Source organism: Haloarcula sp. JP-Z28, assembly GCF_011440255.1.
Taxonomy (GTDB): Archaea; Halobacteriota; Halobacteria; order Halobacteriales; family Haloarculaceae; genus Haloarcula; species Haloarcula marismortui.
Window position 1 is genome coordinate 1 of record NZ_JAAOHT010000029.1, and the last position, 24,474, is coordinate 24,474.

General features: G+C 64.0%; 25 protein-coding genes. 11 read left to right on the forward strand and 14 right to left on the reverse strand.

What is annotated here, in order from left to right; all coding sequences use genetic code 11:
* Positions 1 to 1,014: NAD(P)/FAD-dependent oxidoreductase (locus G9463_RS12040; RefSeq protein WP_165896839.1), on the forward strand; the 1,014-nt coding region annotated here is incomplete at its 5' end.
* Between the two features lie 203 nt (positions 1,015 to 1,217).
* Here the strand turns inward: G9463_RS12040 and G9463_RS12045 are convergent.
* The 3 genes from G9463_RS12045 to glp form a co-directional block, all read right to left on the reverse strand.
* Positions 1,218 to 2,441, reverse strand: coding sequence for an iron-containing alcohol dehydrogenase family protein (locus G9463_RS12045; RefSeq protein WP_165896840.1), 1,224 nt, complete (start codon positions 2,439 to 2,441; stop codon positions 1,218 to 1,220).
* 163 nt (positions 2,442 to 2,604) lie between these two features.
* A complete protein-coding gene (locus G9463_RS12050) occupies positions 2,605 to 4,485 on the reverse strand; it encodes a molybdopterin biosynthesis protein (protein ID WP_370457911.1) in 1,881 nt (626 codons plus the stop codon).
* Positions 4,482 to 5,705 carry a gephyrin-like molybdotransferase Glp gene (gene glp / locus G9463_RS12055; RefSeq protein ID WP_165896842.1) on the reverse strand — a complete coding sequence of 408 codons (1,224 nt, stop codon included), beginning with the start codon at positions 5,703 to 5,705 and terminating at the stop codon, positions 4,482 to 4,484. The genes G9463_RS12050 and glp overlap by 4 nt, the downstream gene beginning before the upstream one ends.
* A gap of 68 nt (positions 5,706 to 5,773) precedes the next feature.
* On the opposite strand from glp, the gene G9463_RS12060 reads away from it, so the two are divergent.
* Both G9463_RS12060 and G9463_RS12065 read left to right on the forward strand, forming a co-directional pair.
* Positions 5,774 to 5,932, forward strand: a complete 159-nt coding sequence (locus tag G9463_RS12060; protein ID WP_165896843.1) for a hypothetical protein — start codon at positions 5,774 to 5,776, stop codon at positions 5,930 to 5,932.
* Positions 5,933 to 5,984: 52 nt separating this feature from the next.
* Positions 5,985 to 7,211, forward strand: coding sequence for a tripartite tricarboxylate transporter permease (locus G9463_RS12065; protein ID WP_007188918.1), 1,227 nt, complete (start codon positions 5,985 to 5,987; stop codon positions 7,209 to 7,211).
* Here G9463_RS12065 and corA read toward each other — a convergent pair.
* From corA to G9463_RS12090, 5 genes are all read right to left on the reverse strand, one after another.
* Positions 7,206 to 8,183 carry a magnesium/cobalt transporter CorA gene (gene corA, locus G9463_RS12070; protein WP_004956748.1) on the reverse strand — a complete coding sequence of 326 codons (978 nt, stop codon included), beginning with the start codon at positions 8,181 to 8,183 and terminating at the stop codon, positions 7,206 to 7,208. The two genes, G9463_RS12065 and corA, sit on opposite strands and share 6 nt — an antisense overlap.
* Positions 8,180 to 8,350 carry a hypothetical protein gene (locus tag G9463_RS12075; RefSeq protein ID WP_004956745.1) on the reverse strand — a complete coding sequence of 57 codons (171 nt, stop codon included), beginning with the start codon at positions 8,348 to 8,350 and terminating at the stop codon, positions 8,180 to 8,182. Before G9463_RS12075 ends, corA begins: the two co-directional genes overlap by 4 nt.
* 43 nt (positions 8,351 to 8,393) lie before the next feature.
* Positions 8,394 to 9,035 (reverse strand): DUF6517 family protein, encoded by a 642-nt coding sequence (locus G9463_RS12080; RefSeq protein WP_004956742.1) that lies wholly within the window; start codon positions 9,033 to 9,035, stop codon positions 8,394 to 8,396.
* 105 nt (positions 9,036 to 9,140) lie between these two features.
* On the reverse strand, positions 9,141 to 10,619 hold the full coding sequence (gene cysS, locus G9463_RS12085) for a cysteine--tRNA ligase (RefSeq protein WP_165896844.1): 1,479 nt from the start codon (positions 10,617 to 10,619) through the stop codon (positions 9,141 to 9,143).
* Positions 10,620 to 10,666: 47 nt separating this feature from the next.
* Positions 10,667 to 11,152 (reverse strand): hypothetical protein, encoded by a 486-nt coding sequence (locus G9463_RS12090; protein ID WP_011223536.1) that lies wholly within the window; start codon positions 11,150 to 11,152, stop codon positions 10,667 to 10,669.
* 215 nt (positions 11,153 to 11,367) lie between these two features.
* Between G9463_RS12090 and G9463_RS12095 the strand changes: the two genes are divergently transcribed.
* Together G9463_RS12095 and G9463_RS12100 are read left to right on the forward strand one after the other, a co-directional pair.
* Positions 11,368 to 11,526, forward strand: a complete 159-nt coding sequence (locus G9463_RS12095) for a hypothetical protein (protein ID WP_011223535.1) — start codon at positions 11,368 to 11,370, stop codon at positions 11,524 to 11,526.
* Positions 11,527 to 11,640: 114 nt separating this feature from the next.
* Entirely contained in the window at positions 11,641 to 12,522 is an 882-nt protein-coding gene (locus tag G9463_RS12100; RefSeq protein ID WP_011223534.1) for a CbiX/SirB N-terminal domain-containing protein, read from the forward strand.
* Here G9463_RS12100 and G9463_RS12105 read toward each other — a convergent pair.
* On the reverse strand, positions 12,519 to 13,634 hold the full coding sequence (locus G9463_RS12105) for a PQQ-binding-like beta-propeller repeat protein (protein ID WP_049938870.1): 1,116 nt from the start codon (positions 13,632 to 13,634) through the stop codon (positions 12,519 to 12,521). The genes G9463_RS12100 and G9463_RS12105 overlap by 4 nt on opposite strands.
* The gene (locus G9463_RS12110; RefSeq protein WP_165896855.1) at positions 13,631 to 14,623 is read right to left on the reverse strand and encodes a M48 family metalloprotease; all 993 of its coding nucleotides are present in this window, start codon (positions 14,621 to 14,623) and stop codon (positions 13,631 to 13,633) included. Before G9463_RS12110 ends, G9463_RS12105 begins: the two co-directional genes overlap by 4 nt.
* A 187-nt stretch (positions 14,624 to 14,810) precedes the next feature.
* Here G9463_RS12110 and G9463_RS12115 point away from each other — a divergent pair, with 187 nt between their 5' ends.
* Positions 14,811 to 15,890 carry a DR2241 family protein gene (locus tag G9463_RS12115; protein ID WP_004956723.1) on the forward strand — a complete coding sequence of 360 codons (1,080 nt, stop codon included), beginning with the start codon at positions 14,811 to 14,813 and terminating at the stop codon, positions 15,888 to 15,890.
* Positions 15,891 to 15,897: 7 nt separating this feature from the next.
* Here G9463_RS12115 and G9463_RS12120 read toward each other — a convergent pair whose 3' ends face one another.
* The 3 genes from G9463_RS12120 to G9463_RS12130 form a co-directional block, all read right to left on the reverse strand.
* Positions 15,898 to 16,443: a hypothetical protein gene (locus G9463_RS12120; RefSeq protein WP_007188910.1), complete on the reverse strand. Its 546-nt coding sequence runs from the start codon at positions 16,441 to 16,443 to the stop codon at positions 15,898 to 15,900.
* 51 nt (positions 16,444 to 16,494) lie between these two features.
* Complete coding sequence (locus tag G9463_RS12125; protein ID WP_004956717.1) at positions 16,495 to 16,689, reverse strand: methytransferase partner Trm112; 195 nt, start codon at positions 16,687 to 16,689, stop codon at positions 16,495 to 16,497.
* 113 nt (positions 16,690 to 16,802) lie between these two features.
* Positions 16,803 to 18,179: an adenylosuccinate synthase gene (locus G9463_RS12130; RefSeq protein WP_165896845.1), complete on the reverse strand. Its 1,377-nt coding sequence runs from the start codon at positions 18,177 to 18,179 to the stop codon at positions 16,803 to 16,805.
* A 178-nt stretch (positions 18,180 to 18,357) separates the two neighbouring features.
* On the opposite strand from G9463_RS12130, the gene G9463_RS12135 reads away from it, so the two are divergent.
* The gene (locus G9463_RS12135; RefSeq protein WP_004516266.1) at positions 18,358 to 18,663 is read left to right on the forward strand and encodes a hypothetical protein; all 306 of its coding nucleotides are present in this window, start codon (positions 18,358 to 18,360) and stop codon (positions 18,661 to 18,663) included.
* 9 nt (positions 18,664 to 18,672) lie between these two features.
* Here G9463_RS12135 and G9463_RS12140 read toward each other — a convergent pair whose 3' ends face one another.
* Positions 18,673 to 21,201, reverse strand: coding sequence for a hypothetical protein (locus tag G9463_RS12140; RefSeq protein ID WP_165896846.1), 2,529 nt, complete (start codon positions 21,199 to 21,201; stop codon positions 18,673 to 18,675).
* Positions 21,202 to 21,290: 89 nt separating this feature from the next.
* Between G9463_RS12140 and G9463_RS12145 the strand changes: the two genes are divergently transcribed.
* The 4 genes from G9463_RS12145 (at position 21,291) to G9463_RS12160 (ending at position 24,435) form a co-directional block, all read left to right on the forward strand.
* The gene (locus G9463_RS12145; RefSeq protein ID WP_007188907.1) at positions 21,291 to 21,686 is read left to right on the forward strand and encodes a hypothetical protein; all 396 of its coding nucleotides are present in this window, start codon (positions 21,291 to 21,293) and stop codon (positions 21,684 to 21,686) included.
* A 63-nt stretch (positions 21,687 to 21,749) separates the two neighbouring features.
* Positions 21,750 to 22,001, forward strand: a complete 252-nt coding sequence (locus G9463_RS12150; RefSeq protein ID WP_004956700.1) for a DUF6684 family protein — start codon at positions 21,750 to 21,752, stop codon at positions 21,999 to 22,001.
* A 167-nt stretch (positions 22,002 to 22,168) separates the two neighbouring features.
* Complete coding sequence (locus G9463_RS12155) at positions 22,169 to 23,953, forward strand: cytochrome c oxidase subunit I (protein WP_004956695.1); 1,785 nt, start codon at positions 22,169 to 22,171, stop codon at positions 23,951 to 23,953.
* 212 nt (positions 23,954 to 24,165) lie between these two features.
* Positions 24,166 to 24,435, forward strand: a complete 270-nt coding sequence (locus tag G9463_RS12160; protein WP_165896847.1) for a cox cluster protein — start codon at positions 24,166 to 24,168, stop codon at positions 24,433 to 24,435.
* Positions 24,436 to 24,474: the final 39 nt, after the last annotated feature.

Sequence of the window (24,474 nt, forward strand, 5' to 3'; positions counted from 1 at the left end):
CGGGACCCGAGCGTGCAGGAGAACATCGCCATCCCTGTCCACGAAATCAAGCAGCCGTCGACGTCATTTATTCAGGACGAGGTCGTCGGCATCGACACCGACGCCCAAGAAGTGGCCCTCGCCGACTCCGACACCGTCGAGTACGACTACTTGCTCGTTGGGCTGGGCTCCCAGACGGCCTTCTTCGGCATCGAGGGCCTCAAAGAGCACGCTCTGACGCTCAAGAGCCTCGACGACGCGCTTGCAATCCACGACAAGGTTCAGCAAGCGGCCCGCGAAGCCTCCACGAACGACCCAGCACAGGTCGTCATCGGCGGCGCTGGCCTCTCCGGCATTCAGACCGCCGGCGAGGTCGCCGAGTTCCGCGACGAACACAACGCGCCAATCGACATCCATCTCGTGGAAGGCCTCGACCAGGTCCTGCCCAACAGCGACCCGGAACTGCAGGGTGCCCTGCGCAAGCGTCTGGAAGCCGCCGACGTGAACATCAAGTGCGGGGAGTTCATCGGCGAAGTCGACGAGGAGACGGTCTACATCGGCGACGAGGACGAACTGGATTACGACGTACTGGTCTGGACGGGCGGCATCACCGGCCGCGATTGTATGCAAGACGTCGATCTGGACAAGGACGAGCGCAACCACCGCGTCCACGCCGAAGGGAACTTCCAGACCGAGGACGAACACGTCTTCGCGATCGGCGACTCGGCTTTGATTGACCAGCCGGGCGACCAGCCCGCCCCGCCGACCGCGCAGGCCGCCTGGCAGGCCGCCGAAGTCGCCGGTGAGAACCTCGCTCGTGCGGTTCGCGGCCAGCCGCTGAAGACGTGGACCCACAAGGACAAGGGCACGGTTGTTTCGGTCGGCGAGAAAGCCGTCGCCCACGACGTGGTGAATATGCCTCTCGAGACGTTTGGCGGGATGCCCGCGAAACTGCTGAAGAAAGCGATTGCCGCCCGCTGGATCAACGACATGACTGGTGTCGGTCGAGCCGCCAAGGCCTGGCCTGACATGTAGCGAGTCCCTTTTTACGTCACCTCCTCACCTCGCGCCTCCGGCGCTGCGGGGAGCGGGTTCGTAAAAATCTACGCTAAAAACGACCTCCGAGTCGCGTTCTGCGAACGCGCTCGGAGTGAAACCGCGTTCGCTCCGCTCGCGCGGTATGCCGTGTCTGCCACCTTCCCCAGTAGCTATTGATATATGCCGCCGTCTGTAGGTCGCTACCAAGCAGACTCTAACACGCCGACAATATCCTCCCGGGTTGGCTCCAGCCCCGACGGGACGTTCATCATGAAGGCGTCTTCAAGGACGGCGTCGGCGACTTCGGGAAACTCCGCCCGGTCGGGGCCGGCTACGTCCCGGAGTTGTGTTGGCAGTCCCAGCGTCGTCACTACCTCACTGACTCGGTCAACGACCGCCGTCCCAGGGTTGTCAGCGTCGCCGACCCCGAGTGCGTCGGCCAGAAGTGACCGCCGGCCGTCGACCTGCTCGAAGAGGTACGAGAGCGCGTGCGGAGCAATGATTCCGTGAGCCGCGCCCTGCTGGACGTCGTCGGTCCGGGTTAGTCCGTGGCCGAGGGCGTGGATCAGCGAGAGCGTCGTCCCGTTGGCCCGCGAGATACCGTACTGGACGAGCATGAGTCCCTGCGTGACCGACTGGTACACCCATGGGTCGTCGTCACCGTTACCGAACGCGAGCAGGCTTTCTGTGAGAAGGTCGAGGCCGTGCGACGCTGTGGCGTCGGTTATCGGAGTTGCGTTGGCCGCGTACAGCGTCTCGATACCTTTGTCGAAGCCGTTCATCGCCGACGCCGCGAGGACCGACCGGGGCGTCGTCGCAATCAGTTCGGGGTCGTAGCAGGCGGCCGCGGGCATCAGTTCCGGGTCACTGACACCGCCGCTGGCCGGTTCGTCCACAGGACAGGTGTCTGGTGCGGCTGTGACGCCAGCGACGATAGAGAGGTCAGCGCCGGCCAGCGTCGTCGGGACGGCGATAATCGGTGGCAGTGCTGCTTCGGGGACAGCTATCGTTCCGGAATCAGCGAACGCCGTGCCGACAGCGGTTGGGTCGCGGTCGGTTGCCGCGAGAATACTGATGATTTTTGCCACGTCGAGGCTGCTCCCGCCGCCGACGGCCACGAGACAATCGGCGTCAGCCTCGCGGAAGCGTTCGAGCCCGTCGTACGCAGTGCCGAGCCGCTTGGCTGGCGTTGTCTCCGCGAAGACGCCGGCAAGTCGGTCACCGAGTCCGTCCCGAACAGGGTCCATCACGGCCGGCGTCTCACCGACGGTAGTGCCACAGACGACCAGTGCACGGTCGTAGCCCTGCTCGTCTAACTCCGTACCCAGCGACCGCACGGCGTCAGGGGCGTATCGGAGCGTCGCGGGGTCGTACTCGAACCGAAACGGGGCCTCAAGGTCGCCGGCAACCGGTGTGTCGGCCATCGGTGTGACGCATTCGGCCCCGCTCGTCTTTAGGCCTTCAGGTCGCCAGAGCCGTCAATCGCCACAACTTGCGCTTTCGATGACTGCAACGCGGACACGTGACGGTCCCTTGCAGGACGGCAGCGTATTCTCGGCTGAAGTCCCCGCGGTCGGGTAAACGCCGTTACTGCGGTTCCATACCAGCTATCCCGTCGGCCAGCGAGTCGAGGTCGTCGAGCGCCTCCTCAAGCGCACCGACGCTGTGTTTCTCCCGTCGGTCCGGGTTCGCGAGTACCCGGACCTGCTGTGTTCCCAATGAGACGAACCCGAGGTCAAGTTTCGCCGCTGTAGCGCGAAGCCCGAGCCCCGCATCCGCGCCGCCCGCCATGACCTTTCGAGCGGGACTCTCGTGGGCTTTTGTCGTGAGTTCGTAGCCTTCGATGGCATCGACGACCTCCGCGCGGCCGACGCCCCGGTCCTCGCCGAGGGCGTCGAGCGCGTCGTCGAAGCTCCGTCGCAGTCCGGAGGCAGTGTCGCGGTTGACAAAGCGGTAGTCACCGTCGGCGAGGTCGCCCAAGTCGGATACGTCGGTATCAGGACCAACGACAAGCCCCCATTCGCGCTCCCAGCCGCCAATGTCGGCCGCGTCGTGGTCATCGGCGGCCGGCCCCGCAACGACGGCGACGTCGGGCACGCCGTTGCCGAGGCGGCGGAGCCCCTCAGTAGATCCAAGCGGGAGATACCGCGGCCGGTCAATCGTGTCGAGCAGGCGCGAGAGCAGCGGGTCGTCCTCGCCCATCCCCAGAAGCGTCGGCGGCCTGACTGCCGGAGAAAACAGCGTCACGTCGACTGCCTCCCCCTCTGCCAAGTAGTCCGTCCCCGGCGGGACGTCGACGAACCCGTCGGCGTCGACGAGGCTTGTCGTCGCGCCGCTGCCCTTGTCGACGGGGTAGACCAGCAGCGACCCCGTTTCGTCCTCGACCAGACCCGCCGGCATGAGGCGTCTGCGCCCCTCGCCGTAGCGTTCCTGAACTGCCATCGTGCCAGAGACCGTTGCTGTCCGTGGCGGGTCCCGTCCGGCGGCGTCCCGGACTGCTGGCGCGACAAACGTCTGGAAGATGGTCAGCGCCGACACCGGGTACCCCGGGAGACCGACATACGCCGAATCGCCGATAGTGCCGACGAGCATCGGCTTGCCGGGCTTGACGGCGACGCCGTGGAGCCTGAGTTCGCCCCGCTCCTCGATGACGCGGTAGATGACATCGACCGCGCTGGCGCTCGTCGACCCCGACGAGAGGACGAGGTCGCACTCGTTGGCTGCCTCGTGAAGTAACCGCTCCATCTCCTCGTAGTCGTCGCCGGCGTGGGGGTACATCACAGGGTCGCCGCCGGCCTCCGCGACCGCGCCCGCCAGCGTGTAGCTGTTTACGTCGTATATCTGGCCGGCAGCGCTGTCGAGGGGATTCCCGGGTCGGACGAGTTCGTCCCCGGTTGAGAGGATGCCAACCTGGGGCCGGCCACGCACCGGAACCTCGTCGACGCCCAGCGCGGACAGGAGTCCGATTTCCCGGGGCGTGATTCGCGTTCCGGGGCCGAGCGCGCGCGCCCCGGCCGCGATGTCCGCGCCGGCGAGCATCACGTTGTCGCCGGGCGCAACGGACGTGCGTATCTCGATGCCATCGTCAGTCTCAGTCGTTCGTTCGACCATCACGACGGCGTCCGCGCCGGCCGGCATCACCGCGCCGGTCGAGATTTCGGCGAGTGAACCCGGTTCGACGGTTACGTCGGGCTCCTCGCCGGCGTGGACCTCCCCAACGACCGACAGCGTCACCGGGTCAGCCTCGTCAGCGCCGAAGGTGTCTCTGGCGTGTACAGCGTAGCCGTCCATGCTCGCGCGGTCGAACCCCGGCACGTCGATGTCGGCGTCGATCCGCTCCGCAAGGACACGGTCCCGGGCGTCCGCAAGGGGAACGCTCTCAGGTTCGGGATCAATGTCGAGGCCAGCGACGACTTCGTGGGCCTCTTCGGGTGACGCCAGGTCGCGGAACTCGCGGCGGTCGCTCACTGTGACCACTCCCAGTCCTCGACGGCCACGGTGTCACCGGCGTCGTACCCCTCAACGGACTCCGGAACGACAACCCAGCCGTCAGCGAGCGCGACGCTTGAGAGGACACCGGAGCCGCTGGCCCGCGTCGGCGTCGCGGTCGTTTGTTCGTCCGCGTCTTCATCGTGCAGTTCCACCCGCGCGTAGGTTCGGGTCCCCGGCTCGCTGGCGATCTTCCGCGTGAGTTCGGCCTTGGTCGTCGGCGGGTCGGTCGACCGGAGATGGCCGGCCTGCCGGAGCGCTGGCCGGAGGAACTGGACGGCGTTGACGATGCAAGCGACCGGATACCCCGGAAGCATGAGAATCGGCGTCCCCTCAGCCACGCCGAGCGCGACCGGGTGGCCCGGCTTCAGTGCGACCCCGTGGACCAGCACCTCGCCAATCTCGCTGACGACCTCCGGGAGCAGGTCACGCTCGCCGACAGAGGACCCGCCAGTCGTCACGACGAGGTCGTGGTCAAGGTCGTCACTGATGGCCGCCCGGAGTGCGTCCACGTCGTCGGTGACGATGTCGCGGTAGGTCGCGTCGCCGCCCCAGCGCTCGACGTACTGGGTGACGGTCTGGCCGTTCGTCTCGATTACCTGCCCCGGTTCTGGGTCATTTTGGACCAGCTCCTCGCCGGTCGGAATGACGCTGACCGTGGGTCGCTCGTACACCTCGACCACGTCGTTGCCGACCGATTTTAACAGCCCGAGGTCCGACGGTCGGAGCCTGTGGCCATCCTCGTACAGCGTCTGCCCTTGCTCCACGTCCTCGCCGACAGGGGCGACGTTCTCCCCGCCAGCGACCGCATCGAACACTGTGACGCTGTCGCCGGTTACCTCGGTCTCCTCAACCATCACGACGGCGTCGGCGCCCTCGGGGAGTTCGCTCCCCGTGTGCACGCGAGCCGCTGTTCCCGTTGTCACCGCCTCATCGACCCGGAGCGATGCCGGCGACCGCTGGCTCGCGCTAAACGTGTCCTCTGCTCTGACAGCGAAGCCGTCCATCGCCGCACGGCGGTAGTGGGGCACCGCTCGCTCGGCCGTGATTTCACCCGCGACGACGCGTTCGTCGGCGTCACGCAGCGGGACACGCTCCGTCCGCTCGTGTGGGGACACTGCGTCCAGCAGCGTCTCCCTGGCCGTCGTCACCGGCGTTCGGTCCTTGAACCCGGCTGACTTCCGGGACTCGTTGCTCATACGTGTACGAATGGCCGGCACACCAAAAAGCTCGCCAGATTCAGGAGGCTTCGGGCAAACAAGAACGTATGGCTGAGTTGGACCTTCGCTGTCGGCTCTGTGGGAACGAGCTCTCGAAAGGACTGGTCGCAACCGACAGCCGGCACTGCTGTCTCAATGCCACCCCTATCGCCGGGACCTGCCCCGAACACGGTCCGGTCGGCCCGCATCACGCTGTGGAGGACTAGCCGGGCTGCGCGTCGCGGAGGTTCAAGTACGGGAACGGGGCCACGCCTCAGTGTGCTTCCGGGGCTTCCTGCCGCCGACCCGACAGCGACGCTCGCGCTCCTCACAGCGATCGGGGCAGGGGTCGGACTGGGAACGCTCAGCGGACTCGTTCCGGGGCTACACGCCAACACGTTCGCGCTCTTGCTCGCTGCTGCGGCGAGCAGTTTGCCCGGGCCGCGGCTCTACGTCGGCGTCGCGATGCTTTCGGCCGGGGTGACACACACCTTTCTCGATGTGATTCCGGCGCTGGCACTGGGCGTGCCGGACCCGGCGATGGCGGCCAGCGCGCTGCCGAGCCACCAGCTGGTGATAGAGGGCCGCGGTCGGGAGGCGCTTCGCCTGTCTGCGCTGGGGAGCGGGCTCGCCGTGGTGTTTGCCGTCCCGCTCGCGGTTCCGCTCACTCTGGTAATGAAGCGTGTGTACCCGCTCCTCCGGCCGTGGCTGTCGGTGCTACTCGTCGGGGTCGCCGTCCTGCTCGTGGTCACGGAGCACGGCCGCCGCCAGCAGGTCGGCGCTGCGTGTTCGCTCGCCGCGAGCGGGCTGCTCGGAGTCAGTCTGCTCGATGCGCCAGTGACCGGCGCGTTGCCTGTGTCGGACGTGCTGGTCCCGCTGTTTTCGGGGCTGTTCGGCGCGCCGGTGCTCTTGGCCGCTATCGAGGGGGATGGCGTCCCGCCACAGGCCGGTGCAACGGTGACGACGCCGCGGCGAACAGTCGGCGTCTTAGCAGGCATCGGCACGCTCTGTGGGGGTGCAGTCGGCTACATCCCGGGAATCTCGAGTGCTATCGCGGCGACGCTAGCGTTGGGTCTGGTCTCCGACCAGGGACCTCGGGCGTTCATCGTCACGACGAGTGGGGTCAACACGGCGACAGCGGTGTTTGCCCTGTTCGCGCTCATCTCGCTCGGGACGCCCCGGACCGGCGTCCTCGTCGCGCTGGACCGGGCGGAAGTCCCGCTGGTGCTTCCAGCGCTGCTTGCGGCAGTCGCTATCGCTGCCGTCGCCGGCGCGATACTCGTCCCGACGCTGGGCGACCGGTACCTCCGAATTGTCGGCCGGCTGGACCCGACATACCTCTCGCTGTCGGTGATTGCAGTACTCGTCTGTCTCTCCGCGCTCTTCGCCGGCCTCGTCGGCGTGGGCGCGTTCGGGGCCGCGACTGCAGTGGGCCACCTGCCCCCGAAGTTCGGAGCCCGGCGAGCAACCCTGATGGGGGTCTTACTCGTCCCGCTGGCGTTATAGGTAGCCCCGCTGGCGGAAATGAGCGAGCAAGACTCCGACGACGATCACCATCCCAATCATCACCGCGGGATACCCGAACGCCCAGCCCAGTTCCGGCATATTGTACGGGCTGTCGGTGAAATTCATCCCGTAGACGCCGACCACGAATGTCAGTGGGATGAATATCGTCGCAACGACGGTCAGCATCTTCATCACCTCGTTTGTCGACTGGGACACCGTATTCAGGTAGATATCCCGCGCCCCCGAGACGAGGTCGCGGTAAGTCTCAGTCAGGTCGACAATCTGGACCAGGTGGTCGTACACGTCCCGGAAGTATTTCTCCGTCTGTGGCTGGATCTGTTTGGGGTCGCCACGGGCGAGCACGCCAATTGCCTCCCGTGCCGGCCAGACCTGTTTGCGGAAAGACAACAGGTCACGCCGAACGTCGTTGATCCGTTCGAGCGTCTCGATATCGGTGGAGGTAGTCACCTCCTCTTCGATCTGTTCGATATCGGTCTCGATCTCGTCCAGCAAGTCGAAGTACGCGTCGACGATGACGTCGATGACCCGGTAGGCAGTAAAATCCGGGCCGCGGTGAAGGAGTCGCTCGTCCCCACGGCCGACAGCGTCCATCACGCGCTGGATGGACGGGACGGCGCCCGTCGACAGCGTGACAACCCAGTCGGAGCCGACAAACAGGCCGAGCGGCGTCGTTTTCACCTCCTTGTCGAAGGTCGTATCGCCGGGCGTAAGCGACGCAGATTTGACGAGCACGAACGTGTAGGCGTTGAACTCCTGAACGTTCGCCCGGACGTCGTTCTTGATGTCATCGATAGCCAGCGAATGAAGGTCGAAGGCGGAACTGACGGCGTCGACCTCATCGGCTGTCACGTCGGTGACGTGAACCCACGTCGTTCCGGCAGCCGTTCGGGCGGTCGTCAGATCCTCGTACTCTATCGCCTGCCCGTCAGCGTACACCACTGCGGAAATCACGGCGTGTCCTCCGTCGGCGCGGCGTGGCCGACGGCCGCCACAGTCAGCCCGACCATCACCGCCGTTACTGACACAGACCGGCCGGGATAGGCGACGCTCGTCCCGACGGCGTAGCCGGCGATACCGACAAGCGTGAGCACCACACCGCCGACAGACAGCCGATTCATGCCTCCGTTATCACTGGCCCGAAAGAAAACAGTGTCCCCGCAATCAGTTGCCCGAGTGCGAGAGGCCGCCAAGCAGCGTATCGACGCGCGGCCCTTCGCTGTCGTCAAGCCGCTCAGGGTAGACGGCGACGGCGACGACCACGTCGCCCTCGTGTTCGAAGCTCGTGAGGTGGATCAGGACATCGACACTCTGACCCTCAATGGTCGTCGTCCCGGAGAACACAGCCACCTCACGGGACTCACCCAGCGCTTCCACTGTGCGGTTACGCTCGAACTGGACGTCGTTGATCTGGTCGTTTCGACTGGCGACTTCCTCGACAAGGCGTTCGTTGGACCAGCTCGCGGCGGGGTTCAGCGTCTGTCCCGCCACACTGGCGCTGGGCGTCGAGAAGACGATGAATCGACCGGCGTTGACCTCACCGACCGGTCCGAGATCGATGCCACGCTGGTACTGTCGGACGTGGTTCGTGACACGGATGGTTCGCTCTTGGCCGGCGACGGTGACCGTCCGCTCGATTGTTTGTTCGTCCGCCATCGACTGCTCGTAGCCGGTTTCATCGAGCGCACTGTCGCTGACTGTCGCCGGTGCGGAGTCGAACGCTACCGTCTCCCCGGTTATCAGGCCGGTACAGCCCGATGAGACGACGAGTACCCCGACAAGAAGCGTGAGTATCCCCTTTCGCATTGTTGTCCTTACACTGTGTCCAGTATATAAAGTACATGGCCGTTCAAGGTATCAGCCGGACTACAGAATTCACCGATACGCGTTTAGAGCCGGTATATCGTCCCTTCAGAGGCGATAGGTCGGCCCGTCGTCGGTGTCTTGCACCTCGACACCGAGCGCTTCGAGTTCGTCTCGGAGTTCGTCGGCGCGCTCGTAGTTACCGGCCTCCCGTTCCTGTTGACGGACGGTCAGAACGAGGTCGACAACGTCACCGGCCAGCGACACGTCGCCGCTGTCGTCGTCGCCGAAGGCCAGTCCGAGGATGCCGCCGCCGAATTCCTCGAACGTCTCGACGGCGCGGCGGAGCCCCTGGTAGTCGTACTCGTCGTGGCCGTCAACGTGCGTGTTGACCGCGGCCGTCAGGTCAAGCAGCGCGGTCATCGCTTCCCGCGTGTTGAAATCGTCGTTCAGTGCCGCCTCGAACGCCGAGCGAGCATCCTCAACAGCGTCGCGAAGCGTTTCGTCGGTCACCTTCGTGTGGGCGTCCACGTCGTCGCAGGCTTCGACCGCCCGCTCGTAGCCACGGGAGAGGCGGTCCCAGCGTTCTTTGGCCTCCGCAATGGTCTCATCGCTGTATGTTGCCCGCGAAGTGTAGGCCGTCGACAGCAGGAAGGTTCGGAGTACGTCGGGGCCGAACTCCTCCACAGCGTCGGCGACGGTGAAGTAGTTGCCAAGTGAGGATGACATCTTCTCCTCCTCGGTTTCCAGCAGGCGGACGTGGAGCCAGTAGTTCGCGAACTGCTGGCCGGTCGCGGCCTCGCTCTGGGCTACCTCATTCTCGTGGTGGGGAAAGACCAGGTCCTGCCCACCGACGTGGATGTCGATGGACTCGTCGAGGTGGGTCATCGACATCGCCGAGCACTCGATGTGCCAGCCGGGTCGCCCCTCGCCCCACGGCGAGTCCCATATCTGAGCGGTCTGGCAGGCTTCCTCGGCGGGTGCGGCCTCGGGATGTTGATGTTCGGCGATGTCTGCCGGATCGACGCCGCCAGCCTTCCAGAGCGCGAAGTCTGCGGGGTGCCGCTTCTCCCCTTCGGTGTCCGCGCCCTGTGATTCGATGTCGTCGACGGACTGGTTCGAGAGTTTCCCGTAGTCCTCGAAGCTCGTCACATCGAAGTAGACGGAGCCGTTTTGCTCGTAGGCGTGGCCCTGCTCGATGAGTCGCTCAACGAGGTCGATGATTTCCGGGACGTGCTCTGAGACGCGGGGGTACACCTCCGCGCGGCCGAGGTTGAGCGAGCGCATATCGTCGATGGCCTGCTGGACGTAGTGGCGGGCCACGTCGGCCTCGCTGTCGCCGTCCTCGCCGACGCGAGCGACGATCTTCTCGTTGACGTCGGTGAGGTTCTCGACGTGGTGGACGTCATAGCCCAGATAGTCGAGCCAGCGGGCCATCACGTCAACGTGGACCCAGCCGCGCGCGTGGCCGAGATGGGGCGGGTCGGAGGTCGTCAGCCCACAGTAGTACAGCAACACGGAGTCGGGGTCGCGCGGCTCGAAGGGCTCTTTCTCACCGGTCAACGTGTTCGTCACGCGAAGCGTCATTACCCGGGAGAACTGTGTCCGCCCGCTTTAAGCCGTCGGAAGGCGGCTCACTTTTGAACTGCAGCTTCAACTGTTCGGAGTACGTCAGGCCCCGCGCGGCGGCTCACTACCACGACGAGCGCGGCGTCGGTGACACCGGCAGCGTCGACGGAGACGTCCGCCGCTCGCAGGCGTCCTAGCACCTCGCCGAGGGCTTCTGGAGCAAGAGCACCGCTGGCGATGATGCCCGTCAGCGAGCCAGCGTCCTCGGCGAAGGCGGTGTCCGCGACTTCGAGGACAATAGCTGACTCCGCGTCGGATGATTCGACCCGCCCAAGCCCGCTCTGCATCGAGACTCTGGCGTCGCTGTCGTGTGGCGAGTCGGCAGGCAATTCCTCGGCGAACCGACGGAGCGCAGTCGCGATCGCTTCTTCCTCACCCTCGATGTCGAGCGTGCGTGCGGCGGCCGTGTAGTTGACGACGCCGGCCCGAAGTGCATCATAGAGGAACGGGCGCTCGCGGACGGCGTCTCTGGTCGCGGCTGCGAGTGACATTGGCGGCAGGCACGAACGGCGCGGGCAAAAGCGGTTCTATCAGGCGCGAGGGAACGCGGTGCGACTGGACAGTTAGCTGCAAGCCTCACATCACCCCGTGATACCCACTCTACGGACGTGTTGAACCCGCAGAATTGTGGACTGCTCCCAGCAAGTGAGAACAGTCAGGGGGGATTGTCCCTCTGGACGCTCACTCTCTACATGAGGGAAGGACAATGGCTATTGCACAACGTGAACGGCAAGTGTTCGGACAGCCCCTGAAAACGGCGGAACGAGTCATTGGTGGCCTCGTCGTGGTCGCCGGCGCGCTGGGACACGCCGCACTGCTGGCAGCCGCCGGACTGTTGTTCTACGTCCTCCTGTTCGGGCTGTGACTAAGTAGAATCAGTCGGCAACGACACACTTTCGGCACGCAACACTACACAGCTCGCCGGCTACCCGAGCAGGTCAACGAAGGCCCTAAGGACGGCTCGCACCAAACAGTGGATATGGACGAAGCACTCGTTATCGCGGCCCACGGCTCCCACCTGAACGCCGAGTCGAGTACGCCCACCTACGACCACGCGGACACGATTCGAGCGACCGGCGCGTTCGCCGAGGTCCGTGAATCCTTCTGGAAGGAGGAGCCGTCGTTCCGGGAGGCACTGCGGACCGTCGACGCCGACGAGGTGTATCTGGTTCCGTTGTTCATCTCTGAGGGCTACTTCACCGAGCAGGTCATTCCACGGGAGTTCCGGCTGGAGGACTGGGACCCCGAGCTGTGGGACTCCGACGGAACGAGCGCGACCAACGCGACGCTAGCCGCCGAGGACACGGACCAGACGGTCCACTACTGCGGCCCGGTCGGAACGCACGATTCGATGAGCGATGTCATCGTCCAGCGGGCCGAGTCCGTCACCGGTGACCCCGACGTCGGCGACGGGTTCGGACTCGCAGTCGTCGGCCACGGCACGGAGCGCAACGAGAACTCCGCGAAGGCCATCCAGTACCACGCTGACCGCATCCGCGAGCGGGACCGCTTTGATGAGGTGCAGTCGCTGTTCATGGATGAGGACCCCGAGGTCGATGATGTCGCGGATTACTTCGAGAGCGACGACATCGTCGTCGTCCCGCTGTTCATCGCCGACGGCTTCCACACGCAGGAGGACATCCCCGAGGACATGGGGTTGACCGACGACTACCGAACGGGATACGACGTACCGACAACTGTCGAGGGCCACGACATCTGGTACGCCGGCGCGGTCGGGACGGAGCCGCTAATGGCTGACGTGGTGCTCGAACGGGCCGCCGACGCAGGGGCCGATGTGAGCAGCGCCATCGAGCAGGTGCGTGAGGAGACCGGCGGGGGCACCACGGCCGCTGGGGACTAGCGGTAGCGAGCGACGATTGCTTCGGTCCCCGAGTGGACTATGATGTCCTCGGTAACTGCGTAGAGAAAACTGAAGTCGAGACGAGGTTCGTGCCAGCGGAGAGTGCCGTCGGTCCCAAACTGAAACAGCCCGTGGTGCTTCGTGTTGAGAAACACTGACGCGCCGTCCGGGGCCGGGACCGCGCCCGTTGCCCCGAGATCTATCTCGAATTCGCTTCGCCCTCGTTCCATGGCCGCCAACCGCTCATCATTGAACCGCCACAGTTCTTCGCCATCGGCGGTGGCAATCGCTATCAGGGCGTGACGCTCCGGAATGTAGACGATTTCGCCGTCACGGCTGAACCGCAACGGTCCATCCGGAATAGTGGTGCCCCTGTTCACCCAGCGGGGTGCCCCCGAGTCGCGGTTGAACGCCCGGAGGAATTCCGAGCGGGCGTAAACCGTATCACCGCGCACGTGCGGCCGGCCGTTGAGGCTCCGCTGTAGGGGCTGGTCCCACAGAACCGAGCCATCCGGGGCGTACACGTCGAGTTGGGACTCCTCGCTGGTCCCCCAGTCGACAGCGAGGCTGCCGTGTCCCGCACCGACTGTCGGCAGGTCGCTCTTGGATGGGTCAGTGGGGACCGGAAGCGACTTCGACCACCGCTCTGCGCCGCTCTCGCCGTCGAAGGCAACGATGCGTCCGCCGTCGGTCCCGACGTACACACGGCCGTCAGCGGCGGCGACACTGGCTACTGGGTGGTCGACGGTTTCCGTCCAGGCTCGTCCGTCGCCGGCCACCGCGACGACGTGGCTGGCTTCCGTTCCCACGTATAGGTGGGCTCCGTCGCTGGCCCAGTCCGTAGCTACGCCCTTGAACTCGAAGCGACCCAATCTGGTCCCATCAGCGAGTGTGTATCGAGCAACAGCGCCTACCGGGTAGTCGTCAACGAAGCGCGTCGCATCGAACGTCACTTCGAACAGCGTCCCGTCAACCAATGTGACCAGCCGGCCGCCGTCGTCGGCGGTTTCCCACTTCTTATCACCCGGGCCGGGGCGATAGCCACACCCGGCGAGCGACCCGACAACGCCGGTCAGGCCCGTAAGAACCGTTCGGCGGCTGTACTCCGTCACGTCGGTCCCTCCGTGGCCATCGCCTCCAGTCGTTCGATGCGGGCCTCGGTTGGCGGATGGGTCTGGGGGAACACGTCGTTGGCAACGAAATCAGGCGCGTCTTTGAACTGTGTCTCGTCGATGGGTGCGATATAGAGCGCGTCGAGACCACCGTCTTGCGCCCGGAGGTCGTGGTCCGGGGCCGCCGCCATCTCGTCATCGATGGTCGCCAGCGCGCTGGCGAGCGCCGCAGGGTCGCCGGTGATAGCGACGGCCCCGCGGTCTGCGGCGTACTCGCGGTACCGCGAGAGCACGCGAAACAGCGTGAAACTGGCGAGCCAGAACACGGCTGAGACAGCGAGCGTCAGTAAGGCACTGACTGTCAAGATAAAGATGCCGAGTAAGAGGCCCCGGGCGCTGTCGCTATCGGTGTGTCGGAAGCCGGTGAAAGCACCGGGGATGGCCTGAAGAAGCCCGAGGGTGCTGGCTGCGAGGCTGTAGGTTAGCGTCGGGAGCACGTAGGAAAGCGACATCACGGTGGCGTCGCGGTTCTTGATGTGAGCGAGTTCGTGGGCGATAACGGCGTCGCGCTCGTTGTCGTCGAGTGCGTCGAGCAGTCCGGTCGTGAGCACCAGCGTGGCGCTGTCGGGACTCCGGCCAACAGTGAATGCGTTCGGCGCGTCGCTGTCTGCGATGGCGACTGCCGGTGCCAGAAGGTTCACTGATTGCGCTAGCCGTGTCACGTTTTCAACCAGACCGGGTTCGTCGTCGGGGCCCACGGGGCGAGCGTCCAGCGCCCGCAGGGCGATGGTGTCACCAACGGCCAACTGCGCGGCGAACCCGACCACGACGCCGCCAGCGACCAGCCACGGCTCGATGTAGAACTCGCCGGCCAGCACCCAGTCGGTGGCTAGCTTCGCCAGCCATATTCCGGCCGTGTTCACGAGTGCAAGGCCCGCGTAGACGAACCCCACCGGGAGGAGTCCCACAAGGACGACAGCAGTCGCCATTCGGACCTGTAACCCCCGGTCAGTCGGCCAGTCCACAGCGTCCACCTCCGGACACGGACCGCTCCCACCAAGATATCATAAATCATCTACTATTCTTGTAAAATATAATTTTGCCAAATTTGGAACTATCTCCACTCCGATTGCCGGAACAGGCGACTTTTCCCGGTGCGACACCTACGGCGGCGGTATGGACGACACCCATGTCGAGGCGTTCGCCGAGGCAGCGTCGGACGGTATCGCGTTCGACGGTATCGAGGCAGCGGTCGAGGGTGGACGCTACGCCGTCGAGACGACAGCGGAAGCAGAGAGTACGAGTATCGCGGACCTCGATGGCCTGGCCGCGTCGTACCCCGAGTACATCTCGAACTGGTACTTCTGGCACGCAAAAGCGCCTCAGGCGGAGCCTCGCTGGGCGTATCTCCGGTGGCTCGAAAACGCTGAGTCGACACCGATTCCGGACCGATACGACCAGTTACGAGAGGGGCTGACGACGACGTGGGGTGAGCTCTCGATTACCGTGACACTGGACGAGGACGACGAGCGGGTGTACGACCTCCGCCACGTCGACGACACGGGGACAGACGCCGATTCGCTGGACGCGTACGACGACCCACTGGACGCCCGTACCCTCGCCAAACACGACGACCGTGACCGCTACCGCCCGCTGAAAACAGCCCCCACTCTCCAGTCAGGCTGGGTGTTTCCCGAACTCGGACCGACGGAGCTAGTCCAGGCGGTGGACTTCTTCTATCCGGCCACGATTTCGAACTGGCACCGTGAGCGCGAGGGCGAGTTGGACGTGAGCCACTGGCGCGACACCGTCGACCGCCAGACCGGGATTTACGGCGTTGTCAAGACCTGGGACCGCGGCGACGGCTACGAACACGTCAACTGGGTCGCCGAGGCTTGCTGTGACGATTCCCAGTGTCTCAAGCGCCGGGAGTGGCAGTACGACGACGAAACGGAACTTGACGTCGACGGTGGGTCGGGGAAATTCCCCTGCCGTGAACCCTGTTCCCTCGTCATCGCTGGCGCACGCAAGTGGACGAAACTCGAAGGCGAGCAGTCCCAGACCTACGAGTTCGAACTCACGCCAAGCGAGAAAGAACAGTTGGAAGCCATCATTGATGCTGTCGCCGACGGCGAGGCAGACGACATCCGCGAGGCGGACATCTACGAGGGAGCCAACCGGTACCGCGCACGGTTCCTGCGGGCGAAGCTGTTCGACGACGAGGAGAACCTCGGCGGCGTCGAGACGGAGCAGTAACCGGGTTTCAGGACGAGCGAAGAGTCACGGACAGGAGTCCCAGCACGATTGCGACCGCAAATACGGCGGCAACGGTCAACAGCACGCTTTCGGTGAGTACCAGCGTGATGAGCCCCGCAATCAGGGCTGTGAAACCGCCAGCCGCCAGTATCGGTCCAGCCGACAGGTCTTCGAGGCTGGGTTCTGAGTCCGTCGCCGGTTTCGGCTGTGGCTTTGACAGTTCCTCGTCGACGATGACCGGTTCGTTCTCCGTCCCGCCTTCCGGGATGTAAATGTCGATGTATCGAGTCTCAGCGCCGTATCCAGTCACGACCTTTAGCTTGCCACGGACTGGTCCGTCACCGTCGACGGTCACTCTGACCAATCGGTCGGTTTCGGCCCGCACGTGGTGATTTGTGGCGTCAAGCGAGGCGACAGAAGAGAGCGAATCGCTGAGGTGGAGATGGACGTGCAGCGCCTCGCCGTGATTGACTAGCTGTACATCGAAGCTCCCTGTCGCGTCGAACTCCTTTGGAACGTCCAGGCTGTGGATGTCCGTCCGGTTGAGGTGCACGGGCAGGGAGTCAGGCACGGATGTGACTCCGCGTGGCGAGGAAAAAAAGGTTCAGGCCGGTGCCTCGTCGCGCATGTCCGGCGGGAGCAGGTTCGGAATGCCGTCCTCGATGGGGAACGTCTCGCTACACTCGGTACAGGTGAGTTCGCCCGACAGAATCTCGCCGTCGTCGCGCTCCGTCACTTCGAGGTCGAGGTCGTGCTTGTCCAGAGGGCAGCAAATAATTTCCATCAGGTCCTCTTTCATACATTCGACCAAGACCGGCGGTCGCAAAAGTCTGCCGCTCTCTCAGTGGTACCGCCCCACCGCTGGGCGAAGGTAAGTGGGCACTCAAACGCCGAATCCGAGAGAAAGGGCGCTCAGAACGGCTGTTCGCGGACGATAGTTTCGCCGCGGCCGGGACCAACGCCGATGGCGTAGGCCGGTGTGTCGAGTTCTGATTCGATGTATTCGACGTAGGCCTTCGCGTTCTCGGGGAGTGCGTTGTACCCCTCTTCGGCGGCGTCCGCCCAGTCGACCTCGGGCCAGCCGTCGAACGACCGGAAGTTCGCCTCGCACTTGGCCCACTGTTCGGTGGTCGCAGGCATCGATGCCAGCTCCTCGCCGTCGAGCGTGTAGGTGTGGCCGACCTTCACTTCGTCGAGGCCGGCAAGCACGTCGAGGTGGTTGATGGCGATGCCGGTAAAGCCGGACACGCGCGTGGAGTGGCGCAACATTGGCAGGTCGAGCCAGCCGACGCGCCGCGGACGGCCGGTAACAGTGCCGTACTCGCCGCCTTCCTCGCGGATGTAGTTGGCCAGCTCCTCGTTTTCGCCCTCGCCCTGCTCGTCGTAGCCGGGCGTATCGCCGACGACACCGCCGAGTTCGGTCGGCAGCGGGCCACTGCCGACGCGGGTGAGGTACGCCTTCACGATCCCGATGACTTCGCCGTCGCCGACGACACCGGGACTGAGTCCGGTCCCGGTCGCCGCGCCGCCGGCCGTCGGGTTCGATGACGTGACGTAGGGGTAGTTCCCGTGGTCGATGTCGATGATTGTCCCCTGTGCGCCCTCCAGCATGACGTTCTGGCCCTCGTCGATGGTCGCGCTGAGGAAGGCCCCAGCGTTGACGGTCATATCTTCCGTCTCGAAGCGACGGCCGAACTCGCGGAACTCCTCGAAGATGGCGTCCACGTCGAAGGCGTCCGGATCGTCAAGCTCGTCGACATCGAGGTCGTACACGTCCTCGACGACGGCCCGCTTCTGCGGAACGACGTATTCGAGGCGCTCGCGGAGCACGTCCGGGTCGAGCAGGTCGCCGACGCGGACGCCGCGGCGACCGGCCTTGTCCTCGTAGGTCGGGCCGATACCCCGGCCCGTCGTCCCGACTTCGTCATCCGTTTCGCTTTTTAGTTCCTCCTCGATACCGTCGAGCACGCGGTGGAACGGAAGAATGACGTGTGCTCGTTCGGCGATGCGAACGTCCGGGTCGAGGCCCCGTTCCTGGAGCGTGTCTATCTCGTCGAACAGCGTTCGCGGATTGACGACGCACCCGTTGCCGAGTACGCCGACCTTGCCGCGGATGGCTCCGCTCGGAACCAGCGAGAGCTTGTACTCCTCGCCCTCGTGGACGACGGTGTGGCCGGCGTTGTCGCCGCCCTGATAGCGCGCGACGACGTCTACGTCGTCGCCGTACAGGTCGACGATGCCGCCCTTCCCTTCGTCGCCGAGCTGTGAGCCGACGATGGTTACGGTCATCGCACGCACCTTCCATCCACCGTGATAAACAGATTACGGTCCGGAACTCACGCTCGTGAGCAGTACCCATGTGAATCGTTACGACGGTTTTAAGACACCCCTGTTCAAACGTATCAACGTTGTAGCGATTATCCGAGGGAGAACCTTTAAATACCGCAAACACAAGTTAACAATTGCCATGATAGACAGGCTTGAAAAGGAAGTTGACATGCTGGAGCGCCACTTGCAGGTGCTTCGCATGGTTATCGAGAACGAGCCTATCGGTATCGTGAAGATGTCCAACGAAACCGGCTACCCGCACCACAAGGTGCGGTACTCCCTGCGCGTTCTCGAAGAGGAGAACCTCATCGAGCCCTCCAGCCAGGGTGCGATCACGACCGAACAGACTGGTGAGTTCGTCGACGACCTTGACGAGAAGGTCGACGAAATCATCGACAAGCTCGAAGGTATGAAGATCGAAGACGCAGCCGAAATCGAAGGCTAAGCTTCTTTCTCAGAGTTCCGGGACCGCCAGGTGGAACTCCTGGTTTCTCGCTTCTAACAGGCAGAGGTGAAAGCCCTCTTTGCGCGAGAGGTTCACGAAGCTCTTCCGCTTATCCCGGTTGAACAGCCCGCTAGAGGTAGCTTCTTCGGCGGTTTCGAGTGCGCCCGGCTCGAAGAAACTACTCGTGACGAGAAACGCTGACGCGAGCGACCCGGAAGCGTTGCCGACCCGCTCGGCGTTCCGGATGAGATCCGACATCTGGTCCTCGGAGGCCGGTTCGCGCGAGTTGTTGATGTTTGCAACAACCAGCGGGTTCCCCATCCGGTCGCGGACGACCACATCGAACCGTTCCTGCGAGCGGTTCTCCTGTCCATCCTCGGTGTAGGTCACCGTGACGTTGCCGTTCAATTCGGCGCGGTCGATGGCTGGGAGGCCCTCGTAGAGGTCCTTCATCGCGCCCGCGTGCCCGGTGTCCCGAATCTCGTAGAGGAGGTTCCGGATGAGCCAGTTGACAAAGCGGTACTGGATGCTGTCTTCGAGGAACTCCTCGAACGGCGTCCCGTTGACCGCAGCGCCCTCGGCCTCGAACTGCGTGTGGTACTCCAGCCTGAGGTTCGCTTCGACCTCCTCGCGGCTCGCCTCGCCGTCCCTGGCCTCTTCAAGCGTCGCCTTGCCCTTCGAGTCGTACCTGACGAAGAGGTTCGTCCCGTTTATCGCCTCGCCGGCGCTGAGCCGGGTACCACCTGCGGCGTCGTCGTTTTGCTCGTCGAGTTGTTCTTCCAGCTGGTCGATCTTGGCCCGCGCGTCGGCTAGCTCCGACTCCAGGCGGTCGCGTTCGTCACGAAGCTCTTGATTTGTTGCCTCCAGATCGGTGAGTTCGGATTCGAGCTCCGACACCGTCTCGGCTCGCTGTTCGAGTTCGGATTCGAGTTCTGCGACGCGCTCCCCCTCGCGCGGTGTTGGCTCTTCGTCGGCAGGCGACTGTCGCTGGTCCCCTGTCGACGGCTGGGACTGCGGCGTATCGACCGGCTGTGGGTCTTTCGTAGGTGTGCCACGGCTTTCCTGAGCCGGTGCTGGTCCCTGCACACTGGGTTCGGTTGACGATGTCGGGTCGTCTTGGGCTGGCTGGTCACGTCGTGGCGTCGATACCTCTTGCCCACCTGTTGGTGGCGTCTGGGTGGATGACACGCTGGAGGGTGTGCTTTCCTGCGCACCGCCGGACTTGTTCGGGTCCAGCGACGGGACCGAGCGCGTCTCCAGGTCCGTACTTGCCCCGCCAGAGCCGGCTTCGGGTGTCGGAGTTGGCGAATCAGTCCCGGGCTGTGCCTTGGACGGCTGTGGCTCGGTGCTCTGGTTCGGTTTCGAGTCGGTCGGTTCAGGGTGGCGGTCTGTCGAAGCCGTCTGGTCGGTCTGTGCCGGTGAACTGCGGGTACTGGCTTGCTGGGCTTCCCGTGTCTGTGACGGCTCGGTCCCCCGGCGTTTCGGCTCTGTTTCCCCGGTAGTCTCACGCACCCCGGTCTCCCGTTCAGTCGGTTCCGTCTGCGTCGCGGTGTCGGTGTCTGCCGTCGCCCGGTCGGTCACCCTGCTGTCTGGCCGGCTGTCCGCATTCGGCTTTTCGTCCACGTTCGGTTGCTCGTCCGATTCGGAACTGCGGCGGGACCGGCCCGGATTCGCACCGGCAGCTTTCGACCCCGGCGGGCCGCTGCTTGCAGGGCCGCGGTCCGGTATCGACTCTGCTGCGGTCCGAGTCTGCCCAGCGTCGTCGGCTCTATCGGTTCCGCTGTCCCTAGTGGCTTCCGGTGGCGTCTCGACCGACTCGTCGCTGCGAGCGTCGTCGCGTTGCGGTGCCCCGTCCGGCTCTTCCTCGCCTGTCGCCGCGGCGTCCGCCACACCAGCATCAGCCGGTTCGTCGGTAGCGGCTGTCTCGTCACCAGCGTCGAGCGGGTCGACGCCGGCAGCCGCCGGGTCCGCTGACTGCTCGTCCGTCTCGTCTTCCGGCGGTTTCGGAATCTCGATCGGCTCGATGTCGACCGGCATAACCTCGTAGATGCCGACCTCGTCGTTGGCCGTCTCGAACGCCTCATCGTCAGTGAGCAGATTGTCAGAGTTCCCGACCCACGCGACGCTCATCGAGCGGCCCTGGTGGTAGACGGTGTAGTAGTCGCCCGAGAGGACATTCTCGGAGAGTTCGATAAAGCCGGTAAAGTTGCCACTCGACAGGGTCTGGTCGACTTCTGCAAGCGCCGTATCCTCGGTGTAGTACTGTGCTTTCACCTCGTCGGCGCGCTCCTGCATCACTGCAAGCAGTGGCAAGGCCTCGTGCGGTGACCGCTTAGCTGTTCCCGACGCGTCCTCGAAATCCTCGATGGTGCCGTCGAGGACGCCGACGACGGTCCCGTTCAACATGAACAGGCGCGTCGGACCCGTGATGACCGCGCCGGAGAACTCCTGCCCGGCGAGGTCCTGTAGGCCCGCGAACCCGCCGTCGAACGGAACCGACTCCCACCCGTCGACCCGCTCGACCGTGCGTGTACTCATTACTCCCACCAAGCCGGATGGTGAACAAATAGTTTGTGCCCACGGGCGCGGTCCGATGGACATATGATGATTCGAACCGAAGTGTTGGTATGGCAGAGGAGCCGGGACTAAGCGACCAGTATCCGACTGCGAGCCCGTGGCCGCTGTTCGTTGCACTGGGATTAGCACTGTCAGAGATCGGCGTGTTCGTCGGACTCTTTCCAGTGGCTGTCTTCGGGCTGATACTGTTTGGCGGTAGTATCGCCGGCATCCTCACGGAGTCCGGGTACGTGGGGCGGCCGTGGCCGACCATGCTGGGTGTGGGCGTCATTCTCATTGTCCTCGCTGCTGCGTTTACGCTCTGGCAGGTTCCGGTCGCCGACATCGCACTCTCAAATGTCGGGACCGGGCCGCTGTTCACTCGGCTGGTGGCTGTCGCCGTGGCGGGCACAGTGATGATCGCAATGGGTGGCGTTGCCTCGATAATGGAACAGACCGCTGTCTGAGACGGGTCCCTGCCCGATACGGAAACCAACAATCTATTTACTGGCCTGTGCTAACGGGCAGACATGGCACTGTTTGGGTTCGAAAAAGACACCCTGCTCGACCTCACCGTGAACATCATTCCGCTTGGGATCCTCTTCTTCTTCATCGTTGCATTTGCCGTGTTCCCGGCGTTCGGAACGGACCCCGTTTTCTCCGGGCTGCAGTTCGCGTTGATTATCTCGATGTTCCTGTTGCTCGCTGTCCTGACGTACTACGCGGGGAAGGCTGTCGAGAACGCCGAGAAAGAGAACGACGAACTGGGCCACGAAGGCTGAGCGGCCAGTTGCAGACAGACCGTTTCGAAGACGCCCGCGCTTGGTACCGGGCGACAGTGTGAGTGGTCCCTTATTTTTGAAGCTGTAATGCTGGATGGGAGCCGTATTTTATGGTCGTTGCTGCAGGAATCGACCCTTTGATAATGTCCCAGTCCTGAAGGACGACTATGGTAGCAGGAGATATTGTGCTGACGGGGCTGATGGCCGTCCTCCTCGTCGGCGTCGCCGCGCTTCTCACCCGTGTCGAGAACTGGCGTTCGTATACGCCGCTCGCGGGTGGCGGGGCCGTCACGGGTGACGAGACGGCGGTCATCAACCGTGAGAAACCCGCAGGTATCATTCGCTGGCTAACAACTGTCGATCACAAGGACATCGGTCTGTTGTACGGGGTGTACGCGGTCATCGCCCTGGCTGTCGGTGGGATCATGGCGATGCTCATTCGTATCCAGCTCGTCACGCCCGCAGGGGCCATCCTCGGCAACAACGCCTACAACTCCATCCTGACGAGTCACGGCATTACGATGCTGTTCCTGTTCGGGACGCCCATCATCGCGGCGTTCGCGAACTACTTCATCCCCCTGCTTATCGGGGCTGATGACATGGCGTTCCCGCGTATCAACGCCATCGCGTTCTGGCTGCTCCCACCAGCAGCACTGCTGATCTGGGCGGGGTTCTTCCTCGCGCCGGTGACCGACAACATGATCGAGCCGGCTCGAACGGCCTGGACGATGTACACGCCGCTGTCCGTCGAGCAGGCGAACCCCGGTGTCGACCTGATGCTGCTGGGGCTGCACCTTTCGGGCGTCGCAGCGACGATGGGGGCGATCAACTTCATTGCGACCATCTTCACGGAGCGCAATGAGGAGGTCAACTGGGCGAACCTCGATATCTTCTCGTGGACAATCCTCACCCAGTCCGCACTGATCCTGTTCGCCTTCCCGCTACTGGGGAGCGCCATCGTGATGCTGCTGCTGGACCGGAACCTTGCAACGACGTTCTTCGCGGTCGAGGGCGGTGGCCCGCTGCTGTGGCAACACCTGTTCTGGTTCTTCGGCCACCCTGAGGTGTACATCCTCGTCCTGCCGCCGATGGGACTGGTTAGCCTCATCCTGCCGAAGTTCTCGGGCCGGAAGCTGTTCGGCTTCAAGTTCGTTGTCTACTCGACGCTCGCCATCGGCGTCCTCTCGTTCGGTGTCTGGGCCCACCACATGTTCTCGACGGGCATGGACCCGCGGCTCCGGGCCTCGTTCATGGCTGTCTCGTTAGCTATCGCAATACCGAGCGCAGTCAAGACATTCAACTGGATCACGACGATGTGGAACGGCCGCCTGCGTCTGACGACGCCGATGCTGTTCTGTATCGGCTTCGTCTCGAACTTCATCATCGGCGGCGTGACGGGCGTGTTCCTCGCCTCCATCCCCGTTGACCTGATCCTGCACGACACCTACTACGTCGTCGGGCACTTCCACTACATCGTGATGGGGGCCATCGGCTTCGCGGCCTTCGCGGGCATCTACTACTGGTTCCCCATCTTCACCGGTCGGATGTACCAGCGCACCCTCGGGAAGGCCCACTTCTGGTTCTCGATGGTCGGGACCAACATCACGTTCTTCGCGATGCTCGCACTGGGTTACCTGGGGATGCCACGGCGGTACGCCACCTACCAGTTTGACGGCGCTATCGCACCGCTGACGCAGGTGTCGACGTTCCATCAGGCGGCGACGGTGGGCGCATTCATCCTGTTCATCGGTCAGCTGTTCTTCGTCTGGAACATCGTCCAGTCCTGGCTTGAGGGCCCGAAAGTCGAGGACGGCGACCCGTGGGACCTCGAAAGCGACGGGATGCTGGACCGCGAGTTCCAGTGGTTCGACGAGCAACTCGAAGCCGAGGCGCCCGAAAAGGACCCATCGCTGCTCGCTGACGGCGGCCAAGAAGAACAAGACGACTCGTAAGCGTCCCGAACCCTGTTTTCGTCCGCTTCTTTTCGTTCGCAGCCAGAACGGACAGTGCCTGTTAGCTTGCGCCAGAGACCAGTACCATAGCCGTCACGAACATCATGAGCGCGATTCCGGTCAGGACGAGAAACAACAGTTCCTTCTGTGACATAGGATAGCTACGGCGTGGAAGTGAAAAAGGCTAATCGTCTCCGAGCCGTTGGTCTCACATGAGCGAGTCAGCCGAGGCCAGATCCGGACAGCAAATCGTCCTTCGCCTGTACGTTGCTATCGTTGTGCTTGCCGGTGTGATGGGGTTCGTCCTTGGAAGCATTCGTCCGGAGGACCTCGAACCGGAACTGTTCGGTGTAATCGCACTGCCGCCGACGCCGCTCGGTGTCGCTATCTACGGGTTTGTCACTATCGGTATCGTCCTTGGCGTGTTGCTTGGCCTCGTCATATACGTCTCCGAGCGAATCGACGACGCGGCCAGTTCGTGACCAGAGCGACACGGTGATCAGCGGCGTTTTCGACGAAGC

Coding starts and splice junctions, on each gene's coding strand:
- G9463_RS12045 (WP_165896840.1), bottom strand. CDS start 2,441: ATGGCCGACACACCGGTTGCCGGCGACCTTGAGGCCCCGTTTCGGTTC.
- glp (WP_165896842.1), bottom strand. CDS start 5,705: ATGAGCAACGAGTCCCGGAAGTCAGCCGGGTTCAAGGACCGAACGCCG.
- G9463_RS12060 (WP_165896843.1), top strand. CDS start 5,774: ATGGCTGAGTTGGACCTTCGCTGTCGGCTCTGTGGGAACGAGCTCTCG.
- G9463_RS12075 (WP_004956745.1), bottom strand. CDS start 8,350: ATGAATCGGCTGTCTGTCGGCGGTGTGGTGCTCACGCTTGTCGGTATC.
- G9463_RS12080 (WP_004956742.1), bottom strand. CDS start 9,035: ATGCGAAAGGGGATACTCACGCTTCTTGTCGGGGTACTCGTCGTCTCA.
- cysS (WP_165896844.1), bottom strand. CDS start 10,619: ATGACGCTTCGCGTGACGAACACGTTGACCGGTGAGAAAGAGCCCTTC.
- G9463_RS12090 (WP_011223536.1), bottom strand. CDS start 11,152: ATGTCACTCGCAGCCGCGACCAGAGACGCCGTCCGCGAGCGCCCGTTC.
- G9463_RS12095 (WP_011223535.1), top strand. CDS start 11,368: ATGGCTATTGCACAACGTGAACGGCAAGTGTTCGGACAGCCCCTGAAA.
- G9463_RS12100 (WP_011223534.1), top strand. CDS start 11,641: ATGGACGAAGCACTCGTTATCGCGGCCCACGGCTCCCACCTGAACGCC.
- G9463_RS12110 (WP_165896855.1), bottom strand. CDS start 14,623: ATGGCGACTGCTGTCGTCCTTGTGGGACTCCTCCCGGTGGGGTTCGTC.
- G9463_RS12115 (WP_004956723.1), top strand. CDS start 14,811: ATGGACGACACCCATGTCGAGGCGTTCGCCGAGGCAGCGTCGGACGGT.
- G9463_RS12125 (WP_004956717.1), bottom strand. CDS start 16,689: ATGAAAGAGGACCTGATGGAAATTATTTGCTGCCCTCTGGACAAGCAC.
- G9463_RS12130 (WP_165896845.1), bottom strand. CDS start 18,179: ATGACCGTAACCATCGTCGGCTCACAGCTCGGCGACGAAGGGAAGGGC.
- G9463_RS12135 (WP_004516266.1), top strand. CDS start 18,358: ATGATAGACAGGCTTGAAAAGGAAGTTGACATGCTGGAGCGCCACTTG.
- G9463_RS12140 (WP_165896846.1), bottom strand. CDS start 21,201: ATGAGTACACGCACGGTCGAGCGGGTCGACGGGTGGGAGTCGGTTCCG.
- G9463_RS12145 (WP_007188907.1), top strand. CDS start 21,291: ATGGCAGAGGAGCCGGGACTAAGCGACCAGTATCCGACTGCGAGCCCG.
- G9463_RS12150 (WP_004956700.1), top strand. CDS start 21,750: ATGGCACTGTTTGGGTTCGAAAAAGACACCCTGCTCGACCTCACCGTG.
- G9463_RS12155 (WP_004956695.1), top strand. CDS start 22,169: ATGGTAGCAGGAGATATTGTGCTGACGGGGCTGATGGCCGTCCTCCTC.
- G9463_RS12160 (WP_165896847.1), top strand. CDS start 24,166: ATGAGCGAGTCAGCCGAGGCCAGATCCGGACAGCAAATCGTCCTTCGC.